The sequence below is a fragment of the Neobacillus niacini genome (genome assembly GCF_046591715.1).
Classification (GTDB): domain Bacteria; phylum Bacillota; class Bacilli; order Bacillales; family Cytobacillaceae; genus Neobacillus; species Neobacillus niacini_L.
The window spans coordinates 52,837-68,704 of sequence record NZ_JAWVNQ010000017.1 but is presented as its reverse complement, the minus strand read 5'-3'; the positions used below and the strand labels follow the sequence as shown (position 1 = coordinate 68,704).

15 protein-coding genes and 1 other annotated feature are annotated in these 15,868 nt (G+C 39.9%); all 15 genes read left to right on the top strand.

Features of this window, described 5'->3' with window-relative positions; all coding sequences use genetic code 11:
- Positions 1-430 precede the first annotated feature (430 nt).
- The 15 genes from SFC47_RS23400 (at position 431) to SFC47_RS23330 (ending at position 15,822) form a co-directional block, all read left to right on the top strand.
- The gene (locus SFC47_RS23400; protein ID WP_411256959.1) at positions 431-892 is read left to right on the top strand and encodes a CtsR family transcriptional regulator; all 462 of its coding nucleotides are present in this window, start codon (positions 431-433) and stop codon (positions 890-892) included.
- Positions 893-922: 30 nt separating this feature from the next.
- Positions 923-1,471, top strand: a complete 549-nt coding sequence (mcsA, locus tag SFC47_RS23395; protein ID WP_411256958.1) for a protein-arginine kinase activator protein McsA — start codon at positions 923-925, stop codon at positions 1,469-1,471.
- Position 1,472: 1 nt separating this feature from the next.
- The gene (gene mcsB, locus SFC47_RS23390; protein ID WP_411256957.1) at positions 1,473-2,546 is read left to right on the top strand and encodes a protein-arginine kinase McsB; all 1,074 of its coding nucleotides are present in this window, start codon (positions 1,473-1,475) and stop codon (positions 2,544-2,546) included.
- Positions 2,547-2,559: 13 nt separating this feature from the next.
- Positions 2,560-5,001 carry an ATP-dependent protease ATP-binding subunit ClpC gene (gene clpC / locus SFC47_RS23385; protein WP_411256956.1) on the top strand — a complete coding sequence of 814 codons (2,442 nt, stop codon included), beginning with the start codon at positions 2,560-2,562 and terminating at the stop codon, positions 4,999-5,001.
- 91 nt (positions 5,002-5,092) lie between these two features.
- Positions 5,093-6,475, top strand: coding sequence for a DNA repair protein RadA (radA, locus tag SFC47_RS23380; protein ID WP_411256955.1), 1,383 nt, complete (start codon positions 5,093-5,095; stop codon positions 6,473-6,475).
- Between the two features lie 3 nt (positions 6,476-6,478).
- On the top strand, positions 6,479-7,552 hold the full coding sequence (gene disA / locus SFC47_RS23375) for a DNA integrity scanning diadenylate cyclase DisA (protein WP_411256954.1): 1,074 nt from the start codon (positions 6,479-6,481) through the stop codon (positions 7,550-7,552).
- Positions 7,553-7,745: 193 nt separating this feature from the next.
- Positions 7,746-8,840, top strand: a complete 1,095-nt coding sequence (locus SFC47_RS23370) for a PIN/TRAM domain-containing protein (protein WP_411256953.1) — start codon at positions 7,746-7,748, stop codon at positions 8,838-8,840.
- A 23-nt stretch (positions 8,841-8,863) separates the two neighbouring features.
- The gene (ispD, locus tag SFC47_RS23365; RefSeq protein ID WP_411256952.1) at positions 8,864-9,553 is read left to right on the top strand and encodes a 2-C-methyl-D-erythritol 4-phosphate cytidylyltransferase; all 690 of its coding nucleotides are present in this window, start codon (positions 8,864-8,866) and stop codon (positions 9,551-9,553) included.
- A 2-nt stretch (positions 9,554-9,555) separates the two neighbouring features.
- A complete protein-coding gene (gene ispF, locus SFC47_RS23360) occupies positions 9,556-10,032 on the top strand; it encodes a 2-C-methyl-D-erythritol 2,4-cyclodiphosphate synthase (RefSeq protein ID WP_411256951.1) in 477 nt (158 codons plus the stop codon).
- A 202-nt stretch (positions 10,033-10,234) separates the two neighbouring features.
- On the top strand, positions 10,235-11,692 hold the full coding sequence (gltX, locus tag SFC47_RS23355) for a glutamate--tRNA ligase (RefSeq protein ID WP_411256960.1): 1,458 nt from the start codon (positions 10,235-10,237) through the stop codon (positions 11,690-11,692).
- A gap of 47 nt (positions 11,693-11,739) precedes the next feature.
- Positions 11,740-11,978, top strand: a binding site (T-box leader).
- A 107-nt stretch (positions 11,979-12,085) separates the two neighbouring features.
- A complete protein-coding gene (gene cysE / locus SFC47_RS23350) occupies positions 12,086-12,754 on the top strand; it encodes a serine O-acetyltransferase (protein WP_411256950.1) in 669 nt (222 codons plus the stop codon).
- Positions 12,735-14,135 carry a cysteine--tRNA ligase gene (gene cysS, locus SFC47_RS23345; RefSeq protein ID WP_411256949.1) on the top strand — a complete coding sequence of 467 codons (1,401 nt, stop codon included), beginning with the start codon at positions 12,735-12,737 and terminating at the stop codon, positions 14,133-14,135. Before cysE ends, cysS begins: the two co-directional genes overlap by 20 nt.
- A 3-nt stretch (positions 14,136-14,138) precedes the next feature.
- Positions 14,139-14,564, top strand: coding sequence for a Mini-ribonuclease 3 (locus tag SFC47_RS23340; RefSeq protein ID WP_411256948.1), 426 nt, complete (start codon positions 14,139-14,141; stop codon positions 14,562-14,564).
- Positions 14,561-15,310, top strand: coding sequence for a 23S rRNA (guanosine(2251)-2'-O)-methyltransferase RlmB (gene rlmB, locus SFC47_RS23335; RefSeq protein WP_411256947.1), 750 nt, complete (start codon positions 14,561-14,563; stop codon positions 15,308-15,310). Before SFC47_RS23340 ends, rlmB begins: the two co-directional genes overlap by 4 nt.
- A gap of 2 nt (positions 15,311-15,312) precedes the next feature.
- The gene (locus tag SFC47_RS23330; RefSeq protein WP_411256946.1) at positions 15,313-15,822 is read left to right on the top strand and encodes an NYN domain-containing protein; all 510 of its coding nucleotides are present in this window, start codon (positions 15,313-15,315) and stop codon (positions 15,820-15,822) included.
- The last annotated feature ends 46 nt before the right edge of the window (positions 15,823-15,868 follow it).

Below are 15,868 nucleotides of genomic sequence, written 5' to 3'. Positions count from 1 at the left end.
AATTAAAGCACAACCTGAATAGGGTTGTGTTTTTTTGTGTTGTTTTCAACTCGTGGAGAAAGGTATTCGTACCCGTACGTCGGTGATATTACAGAAAACGGTCACGAATAGTTGTTATTCGTGACCATGAAGCAAAATTTTTTAAGAGAAACGTAACGAATAGCATGTATTCGTGCCCTTAATGCACCAAACTTAAAGGAAAAGGTAACGAATACAGCAAAAAATACATACCCAAGAAAATCTCAAGATAGATCCTCAAAGGCACAAAGGCACAGCAGCCTAAACCATTACTAATTTCCTAAAAACAAATTTAACAGGTTTCACACCCGCGAAATATGGAGAAAATCATTAGTAGCAGTTGTTTGCAACTCCGTAAAATATTCAGTATAATTAAAGTCAAATATAGTCAAAGTCAGAAGGAGGTGCGAAGATGAGGAACATCTCCGATATTATTGAAAAGTATTTAAAGCAAGTGTTAGAAATGAGTGACGAGGAGCATGTTGAAATAAAGCGAAGTGAAATTGCTGATAAATTTCAATGCGTTCCATCACAAATCAATTATGTCATTAATACGCGCTTTACCATCGAACGGGGTTATATCGTTGAAAGTAAACGCGGAGGAGGCGGGTATATCCGGATCATGAAGGTACAGTCTCATGATTTAGTTGACCTGATTGATCATTTACTATCGCTTATTGATAATCGTATAGCACAAACTACTGCAGAAGACGTTATTTATAGACTTGTACATGAGGAGATAATCACAAAACGAGAAGCAAAAATAATGCTAAGTGTTATTGACCGTTCAGTCCTTTATATTGATCTTCCATTCCGAGATGAATTGAGAGCAAGAATGTTAAAAGCGATGTTGACATCATTGAAATATAAATAATATATACCAACTAGAGAGGTGAAATGAAAGATGATTTGCCAGGAATGTAATCAAAGACCTGCTGCACTCCATTTTACAAAAATCATTAACGGTGAAAAAACCGAATTCAATCTTTGTGAAAAATGTGCCCAAGAAAAAGGCGAGATGTTTATGTTTACAGGTGGATCTGGCTTTACTTTTAATAACCTGCTGGCGGGTTTGTTAAATATTGATCCTACTGTGCAAAAGCAAAATCAAAATACATTTCATCAAGAGGAAGTTCTTCAATGCAGTGTATGTTCAATGACATTTCCACAATTTATTAAAGTGGGGCGCTTCGGATGCGCACACTGCTATGAAACTTTTAATGAACAACTGCCGCCAGTATTAAGAAGGCTTCATAGTGGAAACTGGTCTCATAGCGGTAAGATTCCAAAGAGAATTGGCGGGGGAATCCATCTTAAGAAACAGGTGGAAAATCTTAAAAATGAATTAAAAGAGTTAATCCAGCAAGAGGAATTTGAAAAAGCTGCTCAGATTCGAGATGAAATTCGTACACTTGAAAAAGGCTTACCGGGCAGCAGTAAGGGAGGGGATTAACGTGTCGCTTGAACGCTTTATCAATCAAGCAGTCAGCTCGTGGATGAGCGAGGAGGGACCTGATTCAGATATTGTCCTCAGTTCCCGAATCCGTTTAGCCCGAAACTTTGAAAATTTTAAATTTCCAACATTATTTTCACATGAGGAAGCGCAGGCCATTATAGAGAAAATGGAAGAAATTCTGCGAGAATCAACCTTTACAAAGTTTGGGCAAATGGAATTACTAAAAATTGAGGAAATACAGCCTCTACAAAAAAGGGTTTTAGTAGAAAAGCATTTGATTAGCCCTAATTTAGCAGAGGATTCACCTTATGGAGCGGTTTTATTAACCGAAAATGAAGAAGTTAGTATTATGATTAATGAAGAGGATCACATTCGCATTCAATGTTTGTTTCCTGGACTGCAATTAACGGAAGCATTGGAGGCAGCAAATGAAGTAGATGATTGGCTTGAAAGCTATATTCACTTTGGTTTCGATGAAAAACATGGTTATCTAACAAGCTGCCCTACCAATGTAGGAACAGGTCTTCGCGCATCAGTCATGATGCATCTGCCAGGTCTTATGTTGACTCAGCAAATCAATCGTATTATTCCTGCAATTAATCAATTGGGATTAGTGGTAAGAGGAATCTATGGCGAGGGGAGTGAGGCGCTCGGAAATATCTTTCAAATTTCCAATCAAATTACTCTAGGAAAATCTGAAGAAGATATCTGCCGGGATCTAAAGGGTGTTGTCAGTCAGTTAATTTCACAAGAAAGGTCCGCTCGTGAAGCATTACGCAAAACTTCAAACATACAATTAGAAGACAGAGTGTTCCGCTCTTATGGAGTATTATCCAACTGTAGAATTATTGAATCAAAAGAGGCGGCCAAATGCCTATCCGATGTTCGCCTGGGAATTGATATGGGATATATTGATCATTTGCCTAAGAATATATTAAATGAATTAATGATATTAACACAGCCTGGTTTCCTGCAGCAGTATGCAGGCGGTCATCTAAGAGCAAATGAGAGAGATATAAGACGAGCAGCTTTAATTAGAGAACGACTAAAAATGGAGCAGGATAAAAGGTGAGGAGGAATGGAATATGATGTTCGGCCGTTTTACTGAAAGAGCTCAAAAGGTATTAGCTTTAGCACAAGAGGAAGCAATCAGACTTGGACACAACAATATTGGGACTGAACATATCTTATTAGGTTTAGTCCGTGAAGGTGAAGGCATTGCAGCCAAAGCGCTTTATGGGCTTGGATTAGGTTCAGAAAAGATCCAAAAGGAAGTAGAATCGTTAATAGGGAAAGGGCAGGAAGCATCCCAAACAATTCACTATACTCCAAGGGCGAAGAAGGTAATCGAATTATCAATGGATGAAGCCCGAAAGTTAGGACATTCCTATGTTGGAACAGAGCATATTCTCCTCGGTTTGATTCGTGAAGGAGAAGGTGTTGCTGCAAGAGTTCTTAATAATCTTGGAGTAAGCTTAAATAAAGCACGTCAACAGGTATTACAATTACTAGGAAGTAATGAGTCAGGAGGGCACCAGGGAGGAGCATCGGTCAGTGCAAATACCCCGACTCTTGACAGCCTTGCTAGAGATCTAACTGCAATTGCAAGAGAAGGCAGCTTAGATCCTGTTATTGGGAGAAGTAAGGAAATTCAACGGGTTATTGAGGTATTAAGCCGTCGTACGAAAAACAACCCCGTTTTAATTGGGGAGCCAGGTGTGGGTAAAACGGCAATTGCTGAAGGATTGGCACAGCAGATTGTAAATAATGAGGTGCCGGAAATTCTTCGTGATAAGCGGGTTATGACGCTGGATATGGGTACCGTAGTAGCGGGGACCAAATATCGCGGTGAATTTGAGGATCGTTTGAAGAAGGTAATGGATGAAATCCGTCAAGCAGGCAATATCATTCTCTTTATTGATGAGTTACACACATTAATTGGAGCAGGTGGAGCAGAAGGTGCAATTGACGCTTCTAATATCCTAAAACCATCCCTTGCCCGTGGGGAACTGCAATGTATTGGTGCAACTACTCTTGATGAGTATAGAAAATATATAGAAAAAGATGCGGCATTAGAACGACGCTTCCAGCCAATCCGTGTTGATGAACCTACAGCTGAAGAGTCCATTCGTATTTTAGAAGGTCTTCGTGATCGTTATGAAGCCCATCACCGTGTTTCCATTACGGATGAAGCAATTGAAGCAGCAGTAAAATTGTCTGATCGTTATATTTCTGACCGCTTCCTGCCAGATAAAGCGATTGACCTGATTGATGAAGCGGGATCAAAGGTTCGCTTACGTTCTTATACGACTCCGCCAAATCTAAAAGAGCTTGAAGTGAAGCTTGAAGAGGTGCGTAAAGAAAAAGATGCGGCTGTTCAGAGCCAAGAATTTGAGAAGGCTGCGTCTTTACGAGATACAGAACAGCGTCTTCGTGAACAGCTTGAAGAAACTAAGAAAACGTGGAAAGAAAAGCAAGGTAAAGAAAACAGTGAAGTGACTGTAGAAGATATTGCAAGTGTGGTTTCAAGCTGGACTGGAATTCCTGTCTCCAAGCTTGCCCAAACGGAAACAGCTAAGTTGTTAAATTTAGAGGAACTCCTCCATTCACGAGTAATTGGCCAGGAGGAAGCGGTTAAGGCGGTTTCCAAAGCTGTGCGCCGTGCGAGAGCAGGCTTAAAGGATCCGAAACGTCCAATCGGCTCTTTTGTTTTCCTTGGTCCTACTGGTGTGGGAAAAACAGAATTAGCTCGTGCACTTGCTGAAGCAATGTTTGGTGATGAAGATGCCATGATTCGGATTGATATGTCGGAATACATGGAAAAGCATTCAACCTCTCGTTTGGTTGGATCCCCTCCAGGATATGTAGGGTATGAAGAAGGCGGTCAATTAACAGAAAAGGTACGTAGAAAGCCATATTCTGTTATCCTGCTTGATGAAATTGAAAAGGCACATCCAGACGTGTTTAATATATTACTGCAAGTTCTTGAGGATGGCCGTTTAACTGATTCTAAAGGAAGAACGGTGGACTTCCGTAATACAGTTCTGATTATGACTTCTAACGTTGGAGCTGAAGCGCTGAAGCGTAATAAATATGTAGGCTTTAATATTCAAGACGGGGAACAGAACTATAAGGATATGAAGGGCAAAGTAATGGAAGAATTGAAAAAAGCCTTCCGTCCAGAGTTCTTAAACCGTATTGATGAAATCATTGTTTTCCATGCGTTAGAGAAAAAACATCTTGGTGAAATTGTTACTCTATTATCTGATCAGCTTGTGAAAAGATTAAAAGAGCAGCATATTTCTTTAGAGTTAACTGAAGCAGCTAAGGATAAAATATCTATTGAGGGTTATGACCCAGAATACGGTGCCCGCCCATTAAGGAGAGCGATTCAAAAGCATATTGAAGACCGTCTCTCTGAAGAGCTGTTAAAAGGTACAGTACTAACAGGTCAGCATGTTATAATTGATGTGGAAAATGGTGAATTCTTAGTTAAAAGTGCTGAAAAGACGCCTCTAACTAAATAAACCAACAAACTTTTAAGACAACTAAAAGGGGTACACGATACTAGTTTGACCGTGTACCTCTTTTTTCATTTATAGTCAGGAGTAGATTAATATGGCCAAACGAAAAACAAAATTTATGTGTCAGGAGTGCGGATATGAATCTCCCAAGTGGATGGGAAAATGCCCAGGCTGTGGAGAGTGGAATAAAATGGTGGAGGAAGTTGAGATTACAGGCGGGAATCGCCGGGGAGCCTTTGCCCATTCTCAAGGGGGATCGACACTGTTATCTAAACCAACACCTATTACAGCCATAGAAACACTTACTGAACCGAGGATTCTTACAGATTTAAATGAGCTTAACCGCGTATTAGGAGGCGGAGTGGTAAAAGGCTCGCTGGTGCTAATCGGCGGTGATCCTGGTATCGGAAAATCGACTCTGCTTTTACAGGTATCTTCACAGCTTGCGAACAAAGGAAATCAGGTTTTATACATATCTGGAGAGGAATCATTGAGGCAAACAAAGCTGCGAGCTGAAAGACTTGGGATTAAATCCGATAATCTCCTTGTGTACTCTGAAACCAATTTAGATGAAATTAACCGCACGATAGAAAGTACAAACCCAAGCTTTGTCATTATCGATTCAATTCAAACTATTTTTCATCCCGAGGTAACATCTGCACCAGGCAGCGTCTCACAGGTTCGGGAATGTACCTCGGAATTAATGAGAATAGGAAAAACAAAGGGTATTGCGATATTTATTGTTGGTCACGTAACAAAAGAAGGTTCTATTGCTGGGCCAAGGCTGCTTGAGCATATGGTAGATACCGTCCTCTACTTTGAGGGAGAAAGGCACCATACTTACCGGATATTACGGGCAGTAAAGAATCGTTTTGGATCAACCAATGAAATGGGTATTTTTGAAATGAAAGAATTTGGTCTAGATGAAGTAGCAAACCCTTCAGAGATATTCCTAGAAGAGAGATCTCAAGGTGCAGCTGGATCGACAGTGGTCGCTTCAATGGAAGGAACCCGCCCCGTACTTGTTGAAATCCAGGCGCTGATATCTCCGACAAGCTTTGGAAATCCACGAAGAATGGCTACAGGAATTGATCATAATCGGGTTCCATTATTAATGGCAGTCTTAGAAAAGCGGATGGGACTGTTACTTCAAAATCAAGATGCGTACCTTAAGGTTGCAGGGGGAGTCAAACTTGATGAACCAGCTATTGATTTAGCGATTGTTGTAAGTATTGCTTCAAGTTTCCGCGACAAACCTACTAGGCCGACAGATTGTATTATCGGCGAGGTTGGATTAACAGGAGAGGTAAGAAGAGTTTCTAGAATTGAACAGCGTGTACAGGAAGCAGAGAAACTGGGTTTTGAACGGGTCATATTACCTGCCAACAATTTAAGCGGATGGCAAGGTCCGAAAGGTATAGAACTCATCGGTGTGTCTACTGTTGCTGAGGCCTTAAAAGCAGCGTTGGGAGTGTAATAGATGGAGAATCGAAGGCTGGGTGAACAATCCGTAAGTGAAGTTTTACAATTTCTTGCTCCTGGGACACCTTTACGAGAAGGAATTGATAATGTTTTAAGGGCCAATACAGGCGGGTTAATTGTGGTTGGATATAACGAAAAGGTCAAAAGTATTGTGGATGGCGGCTTTCAGATAAATTGTCCTTTTACTCCGAGCTATCTTTATGAGTTAGCCAAAATGGATGGCGCAATCATTCTAAATGAGCAAGGCAATACAATTCTTATCGCGAATGCCCAGCTTGTTCCAGACTCTGATATAACGGCTTCGGAAACAGGCATGAGGCATAGAACAGCTGAGAGAGTAGCCAGACAGACAAAGGCGCTAGTTATTGCCATATCACAAAGAAGGAATGTTATCACTTTATATCAGGGAAATTTCCGGTATGCACTTAAAGACATTTCCGTAATTTTAACGAAGGCAAATCAGGCTATCCAAATGCTAGAAAAGTATAAAGCGGTCCTTGAGCGAAGTATTGCCGGCTTAAGTATTCTGGAGTTTGAAGAATCTGCCACCTATAATGACTTTCTTTTAGTCCTGCATCGTTTTGAAATGGTCCTTAAGATAAAAAATGAACTCATTACCTATTTAAATGAGTTAGGTACAGAGGGCAGGCTTATCCGCCTGCAAATGAATGAGATTTTAACAGATTTAGAAGACGAGACTTCAAATATCATAAAGGATTATTCGTATGACCGGAATGTAAAGGCGAAGGATGTTCTTAAGCGAATGCAGGTATTAACGAGCAATGGAACATTAGATGATACTGCTATCTTGAAATTGCTGGGTTATCAAGGTTATATACCGCTGGATGAAAATAAACATCCGAGAGGATATCGGATCCTCAATAAAATTCCGCGGCTGCCTATTGTTATTATTGAAAATATCATTACAAGCTTTGGTGAGTTTTCAAAGATTATTTCTGCCACTGTAGAAGAATTAGATGATGTGGAGGGAATTGGAGAAATTCGTGCCAAAAAAATCAAAGAAGGTCTAAAACTAATCAAAGAGCGATTATATACGGAACGTCAAATATAGATTTTTTTCCCAATAAACAGCGATTTTCCATCGTTTGACAGAGCTTTTTTCCAGTGCTACCCTATGAAGTGAAAAATATATTTTTTTATTTAAGTCATTTTCAGTTTTAAAACTAACCATTTGCTAAAAATAATCAGTAAACAAAGGTTTCATTTTTGGGAATATGTTTATAATGAGTAGAGGAGGTGAAGGAATGTTAAAACGTATTGTGCAAGCATGTTTTCTCATTACCGGAGGTACGCTTGGAATATTATTAATCCCGCAACTACTAAAATTGATAAAATTTGATGACATTCCAATAATCAGTAACTCATATGCAACGGCTATTATAGGTGCAATTATTTTCTATCTTATTACTTTTTGGGCAGTAGATTATGTACTGGAGTTTATTAAATGGGCAGAAGATTCTCTGGTGAAAATCCCAGTAACTGATGTGATTTTCGGCAGTATCGGATTAATTTTTGGTTTATTAACAGCCTTTTTAATTGGTTTTGCTCTAAATGCCGTTCAAGTACCTATTCTTAACGCTGTCGCTCCTATTTTGCTGACATTATTATTTGGATATCTTGGTTTTCAGGTTGGATTTAAGAAAAGGGATGAGCTATTAAATCTCTTTGGCAGCCGGGGAAAGAAGAAGTCAAGTGAAGAAGAGGCGGAAAAGTCAGAGGGACAATCTTTAAAAATCCTCGATACTAGTGTCATTATTGATGGCCGAGTAGCGGATATTTGTCAAACTGGATTTTTAGAAGGAACGATTGTCATTCCTCGCTTTGTATTAGAGGAATTGCAGCATATTGCTGATTCATCTGATGTGTTAAAGCGAAACCGCGGAAGACGGGGATTGGATATATTAAATCGAATCCAAAAGGAACTTGCCATTAAGGTTGAAATTTACGAAGGTGATTTTGATGAAATCCAAGAAGTAGACTCGAAGCTGGTAAAGTTAGCTAAAATTACGAATGGCATGCTTGTTACGAATGATTTTAATCTTAATAAGGTATGTGAATTACAGAACGTTTCTGTATTAAATATTAATGATTTAGCCAATGCGGTTAAACCAGTTGTCCTGCCTGGTGAAGAGTTATCTGTACAGGTGATAAAGGATGGTAAAGAATATCACCAAGGGGTTGCCTATCTTGATGATGGAACGATGATTGTAGTGGAAGAAGGCAGAGAATATATCGGTAAGAGAATAGATGTTCTGGTTACAAGTGTACTTCAGACATCAGCAGGAAGAATGATATTCGCAAAACCCAAGTTATTGGAAAAGAGTGCACTTGGAAGCTAGATAGAATAGATTGGAGATTTAGTATGACTTACCAAGTCATTATCCCCGCAGCAGGTCAAGGGAAGAGGATGGGCGCAGGGAAGAATAAGCTGTTATTAGAGTTAAATAGTATACCTGTTCTCATTCATTCACTAAAGGTATTTGAAGAAGATGAATTATGTGAAGGTATAATCTTAGCTATACACCCCCAGGATGAAGCAGAATTTCATTCCCTTTTGCAGAAATACGGTGTGAAAAAGGTGCTCGGGTTAATTCCTGGCGGGAAGGAGCGTCAAGATAGCATTTACAATGCGTTGAAGACAGTGAAGAATGACGGAATTATTCTCGTTCATGATGCAGCACGGCCTTTTATTAAGAAGGAACATATTCACCGATTACTAGATACAGCACAAGAAACAGGTGCAGCAATCATTGGAGTGCCGGCAAAAGATACCATGAAAACAGTACGTGATCATAAGGTAATGGCAACTGTCGAAAGGTCTAGCTTGTGGGCTGTTCAAACCCCACAGGCTTTTCGTTTTTCCTTACTGATTAGGGCATATGAACAGGCGGAGAATGATAGCTTTATTGGAACGGATGATTCAAGCTTGGTGGAGCGAATTCCCTATCCGGTTACAATGGTTGAGGGTGATTATGATAATATTAAGCTTACAACGCAGGAAGATTTATATTTTGCTGAAGCAATCATTAAGAAAAGACAAGGGAGTAATTAATCATGTTTCGAATTGGGCAGGGATTTGATGTACATCAGTTAACGGAGGGGCGTCCGCTGATTATTGGCGGTATTACAATTCCGTATGAAAAAGGATTGCTGGGGCACTCGGATGCAGATGTTTTATTGCATACGGTAACGGATGCATGCCTTGGTGCCATTGGAGAAGGAGATATAGGCAGGCATTTTCCAGATACTGATCCTGAATTTAAAGATGCTGATTCTGCTAAGCTTATGGAGCATGTTTGGCAGCTTGTAAAGGATAGAGGATATGAGCTTGTTAATGCAGATTGTACAATCATTGCACAAAAGCCCAAAATGGCTCCTTATATCCAGCAAATGAAAGAGAGAATTGCTGAATTACTTGATGCTTCTCCAGAACAAATCAACGTGAAGGCTACTACGACAGAAAAGCTTGGTTTTACAGGCCGAGGTGAAGGAATCGCATCACAAGCAGTAGTTTTACTAAAAAGGAAATAAATTCTTTATTGCTGAAAAACACAGTGGTAAAATAAATCAGATAAAGAAAATCAACGGTATAGAATTGCCTAGCTCCAGCGCCTAGGGGCTCGGGGTCATAAGCCAATCCGTCAAGAAGGTTAAAGAGCAACCTTCTCGCCGGCTCGTCTTATGCCTGTCGCCCCTGGGCAAGGCGCTTACGCTTTTCGAAGGAGGCATAATGATGTCAAATGAAGTTCGTGTAAGATATGCTCCAAGTCCTACTGGACATTTACATATTGGTAATGCCCGTACGGCACTATTTAATTATCTGTTTGCACGTAATCAGGGCGGTAAATTTATTATCCGGATTGAAGACACAGATAAGAAACGGAATATTGCTGGCGGAGAAGAAAGCCAATTAAAGTACCTGAAATGGCTGGGTATGGATTGGGATGAAAGTGTTGACACCGGCGGTGAATATGGACCTTATCGCCAGTCAGAAAGAAACGATATTTACCAAACCTACTATAATCAATTAGTGGAAAATGGTCATGCTTACAAATGTTATTGTACAGAAGAGGAAATTGAAAGAGAGCGTGAGGAGCAGACAGAAAGAGGCGAAACCCCCCATTATTCTGGAAAATGCCGGCACCTTACAAGCGAGGAACGTGCAAAGTTAGAAAGTGAAGGGCGTGAGCCTAGTATAAGAATGGTTGTACCTGAGGGTAAGACTTTTACATTTGATGATATGGTAAAAGGAAGTGTTTCCTTTGAGTCAGAAGGAATGGGCGATTGGGTTATCATTAAAAAGGATGGAACACCAACTTATAACTTCGCGGTAACCATTGACGATCATTTAATGAAAATAAGCCATGTCCTTCGTGGAGATGATCACATCTCGAACACTCCTAAACAGCTGATGGTTTATGAAGCAATTGGCTGGGAGCCCCCGATTTTTGGACACATGACACTGATTGTGAATGAAAGCAGAAAGAAATTAAGCAAACGCGATGAGTCCATTATTCAATTTATCGAACAGTATGAAGAATTAGGCTATCTGCCAGAAGCCTTGTTTAACTTTATTGCTTTATTAGGCTGGTCTCCAACGGGTGAAGAGGAATTATACTCTAAAGAGGAATTTATTAAGATTTTCGATGCCAGCCGCCTATCGAAATCCCCGGCCTTATTTGATACCAACAAGCTGACTTGGATGAACAATCAATATATGAAGAAGATAGAAGTTGACCGTGTATTGGAGCTTTCCTTGCCGCATCTAGTAAAAGCTGGGGTGTTAAGTGCGAGTTTAACGGATGAAGAACATGAGTGGGCAAAAGGATTAGTTAGTTTGTTACAGGAAAAAATGAGCTTTGGAGCAGAAATTGTTGAGCTCTCGGATATGTTCTTTAAAGAAGAAGCAGAATATGAAGAAGATGCTAAAGAGGTATTACGAGGAGAAACAGTTCCTGAAGTACTTAGGGCATTTTCACAAGAGCTGGAGAAACTAGATCTCTTTAAGGCTGATGGAATTAAGTCAGCAATGAAGGCCGTTCAAAAATCTACTGGCCAAAAGGGGAAAAATCTCTTTATGCCAATCCGTGCAGCTGTTTCAGGGCAAACACATGGTCCAGATTTGCCTCAGGCTATTGAGCTTTTAGGAAAAGCTAAAGTTCTAAATAGAATTCAAAAACTTATTGGTTAACATTTGACCAAATATGTAATATAGTAAAGAATATATATTCTATATAAGTTAAAGTGTTGAAGAGGAAAAGTAGAATATGATGCTTTAAAAGAGAAAACCATCACCGGCTGAAAGTGGTTTAAGCCTCTCATATTTGAACATGCACCTCCGAGTCCCATTTCGAAAGAATGTCTTAAGTAGATTTGGGCGGAACCTTTCCGTTAACAGGTAGAGTGAGGCCAATATAAGCTTGAGGTATAAGCTTAATGGTCTAATCAGAGTGGAACCGCGCCAAAGCGCCTCTGTCGTTATGACAGGGGCGTTTTTTATTTTCTATAAACAAAAGGAACGACAAAGGGAGACAATTTTAGGCGATTGCAAGAGATTACTTAACAATTAAGGGGGAAATGAAAAATGTTCAAAAGGTTGAAGGAGGATATTGAAGTTGTTTTTGAACAAGATCCTGCAGCAAGAAGTTACCTAGAAGTGATCTTGACGTACTCAGGTTTACATGCAATTTGGGCTCACCGTATTGCCCATGCTTTTTTTAAACGGAAATTATACTTTCTTGCAAGGGTAATTTCTCAAATCAGCCGCTTCTTCACAGGTATTGAAATTCATCCTGGTGCAAAAATAGGCAGGAGATTTTTTATTGACCACGGCATGGGGGTCGTAATTGGGGAAACGTGTGAAATTGGTGATAATGTTACGGTGTTTCAAGGTGTGACTCTTGGAGGAACAGGGAAAGAGAAAGGTAAGCGGCATCCAACAATAAAGGACAATGCATTAATTGCAACCGGAGCTAAGGTGCTGGGCTCCATTACCATCGGAGAAAATTCAAAGATTGGTGCAGGATCTGTTGTGTTAAAGGAAGTACCGCCTAATTCAACAGTTGTTGGTGTTCCGGGCAGGGTAGTGATTCAAGACGGAAAGAAAATTACCAGAGATTTAGACCACAGTAACCTTCCTGACCCAATTGCCGATCGAATGAGAGAGATGCAGATTGAACTGAGTGATTTAAGGGAAGAGTTAAGTGAATTGAAAAAAGAAAGGACTAAAGTAAATGGCCATTCAGCTTTATAATACATTAACCCGAAGAAAAGAAGAGTTCATCCCCCTTGAAGAAGGGAAAGTAAAAATGTATGTTTGCGGCCCGACTGTCTATAATTATATTCATATTGGTAATGCACGGCCGGCTATTGTATTCGACACCGTTCGCCGCTATTTTGAGTACCGTGGATATGACATACAGTATGTATCGAATTTTACAGATGTAGATGATAAATTAATCCGTGCTGCTAATCAGCTTGGGGAAGATGTTCCGGCCATCGCAGATCGTTTTATTCAAGCGTATTTTGAAGATGTGACAGCACTAGGCTGCAAAAAAGCGGATATTCATCCGAGGGTAATGGAAAACATGGATATAATCATTGATTTTATTGCAAAGTTAATTGAAAAAGGGTTTGCATATGAATCAGAAGGTGATGTCTATTTCAGAACAAGAAGCTTTAATGAGTACGGTAAACTGTCACATCAATCCATAGATGATCTTCAGATTGGTGCAAGAATTGAAATTGGTGAAAAGAAGCAGGATGAACTGGATTTTGCATTATGGAAAGCTGCAAAAGAAGGCGAAATCTATTGGGATAGCCCTTGGGGAATAGGACGTCCAGGCTGGCATATTGAGTGCTCGGCAATGGCGAAGAAATACCTGGGTGAAACAATTGATATTCACGCTGGGGGACAGGATTTAACTTTCCCGCATCACGAAAATGAGATTGCTCAATCTGAGGCACTTACTGGAAAGACCTTTGCCCGCTACTGGATGCATAACGGATATATCAATATTGACAATGAAAAGATGTCAAAATCGCTTGGGAACTTTGTTCTTGTCCATGATATTATAAAGGCGCATAATCCACAGGTGCTGCGATTTTTTATGCTGTCAGTTCATTATCGCAATCCTATCAACTATAGTGAGGAGTTACTTGAAAGCACAAAGGCTGCCTTTGAACGCTTAACAACCTCTTATCAAAATTTAAAACATCGTAAGGAATCCAGTACGGATTTAACAAATAATAATCAGGAATGGCTAGAGAAAATAGCCGGCCAAAAAGATGAGTTTACTAAAGCGATGGATGATGACTTCAATACGGCTAAAGCGATTTCTGTTATGTTTGACCTTTCAAAGCTGGCTAACTATTATCTTTTGGAAAAGAATACAGCAGTGGAAGTAATTGATGCATTTACGAAACAATTTGAAGAGTTATTTAATGTCTTAGGGTTGACGCTAGAACAAAGTACAGAAATGTTAGATGAAGAAATTGATGCTTTGATAGAGAAGAGAATTCAGGCTAGAAAAGAACGAAATTTTCAGCTTTCTGACCAAATTAGAGATCAATTAAAGGAAATGAATATTATTTTAGAAGATACTCCACAGGGTACAAGATGGAAAAGAGGCTAATTCATGCTTGATTATCAAGAAAAGGTTAACGCTAATCAATTGAACAGTCTTGCACTTGCTTATATGGGTGACGCTGTCTATGAAATTTATGTCAGACGTCACCTCCTGCAAAGCGGGAAGGTAAAGCCAAACAGTCTTCACCGAGAGGGGACAACCTATGTATCCGCAAAGGCTCAGTGCCAGGTGCTGTTTCGAATGATGGATGAAAACCTCCTTACAGAAGAGGAGCTGGCGGTAGTTAAGCGCGGACGAAACGCTAAATCAGGTACTGTGCCAAAAAACACAGACGTCCAAACATATCATTACAGTACGGCATTTGAATCGTTACTAGGATTTTTATATTTATCTGAAAACAAGGAACGACTAGAAGAACTTATCTTAAAATCTTTTGAATATGTGGAAGAAAAGAAAGGAGGAAAAAGCGAGTGAGCGAAAATCAGGACTTTATCGTTGGAAAAAACCCAGTATTAGAAGCATTGAGATCGGAACGAGATATCAATAAAATTTTGATTGCAGAATCCTCCCAGCGAGGTCAAATGCAGTCATTAATTCAATTAGCAAAAGAAGCAAATGTTATTGTTCAATTTGTTCCAAAGAAGAAAATTGACCAGATAACAGATCAAAACCACCAAGGTGTTCTTGCCTACATTGCAGCATACCAGTATGCAGAAATAGATGATTTGTTTCAGGCTGCAGAAAAAAAGAATGAACCTCCATTCTTTTTATTATTAGATGAAATTGAAGATCCGCATAATCTGGGGTCCATTATGCGTACAGCGGATGCAGTAGGAGCACATGGAATAATCATTCCAAAAAGAAGAGCCGTCGGCTTAACGGCAACAGTCGCAAAAGCCTCAACAGGAGCCATCGAGCACATTCCGGTAGTCCGTGTGACCAATATGGCAAGAACCATTGATGAATTAAAGGAACGTGGTATCTGGATTGCCGGCACTGATGCAAGCGGAAAACAAGATTATCGTCAATTTGATGGGACGATGCCGCTGGGGCTTGTAATTGGGAGTGAAGGAAAAGGAATGGGCCGTCTTGTTAGAGATAAATGTGACTTCCTCATTAACCTGCCGATGGCTGGAAAGGTAACATCATTAAATGCTTCTGTTGCAGCAGCATTATTAATGTATGAGGTATACCGCAGGCGGCATCCTCTTGAGGGATAACAATGGATATTCTGCTTGTCGATGGATATAACATCATTGGGGCTTGGCCGGAATTAAGGGCATTAAAGGACCTTGACCTGCCTGCTGCAAGGGACCGTTTAGTAGAAAGAATGGCTGAATACCAAGCATATTCAGGTTATCGTGTGATTGTCGTCTTTGATGCTTATTATGTACAAGGAACGGAGAAGAAGTATCGGAATCATAAGGTTGAGGTTATTTTTACAAAGGAAAATGAAACGGCAGATGAGCGGATTGAGAAATTGGCCATTGCTTTAAACAATCGAAGAACACAAATTCATGTGGCGACTTCGGATTATACAGAGCAATGGGCTATTTTCGGGCAGGGAGCACTAAGGAAATCTGCGCGGGAATTACTTATAGAAATGTCTTCAATCGAAAAGGGAATCGAGAAAAAAGTGAAAAAAATTCAAGAAAAAAGACCGGTCTCAAAAATACCAATTAGCAGTGAAGTGGCAGAAATTTTTGAAAAATGGCGCAGAGGTCAAAAGTAAGCGTTGAATTCAAAAGTCACGGACAGTATAATAATACTATCTATGC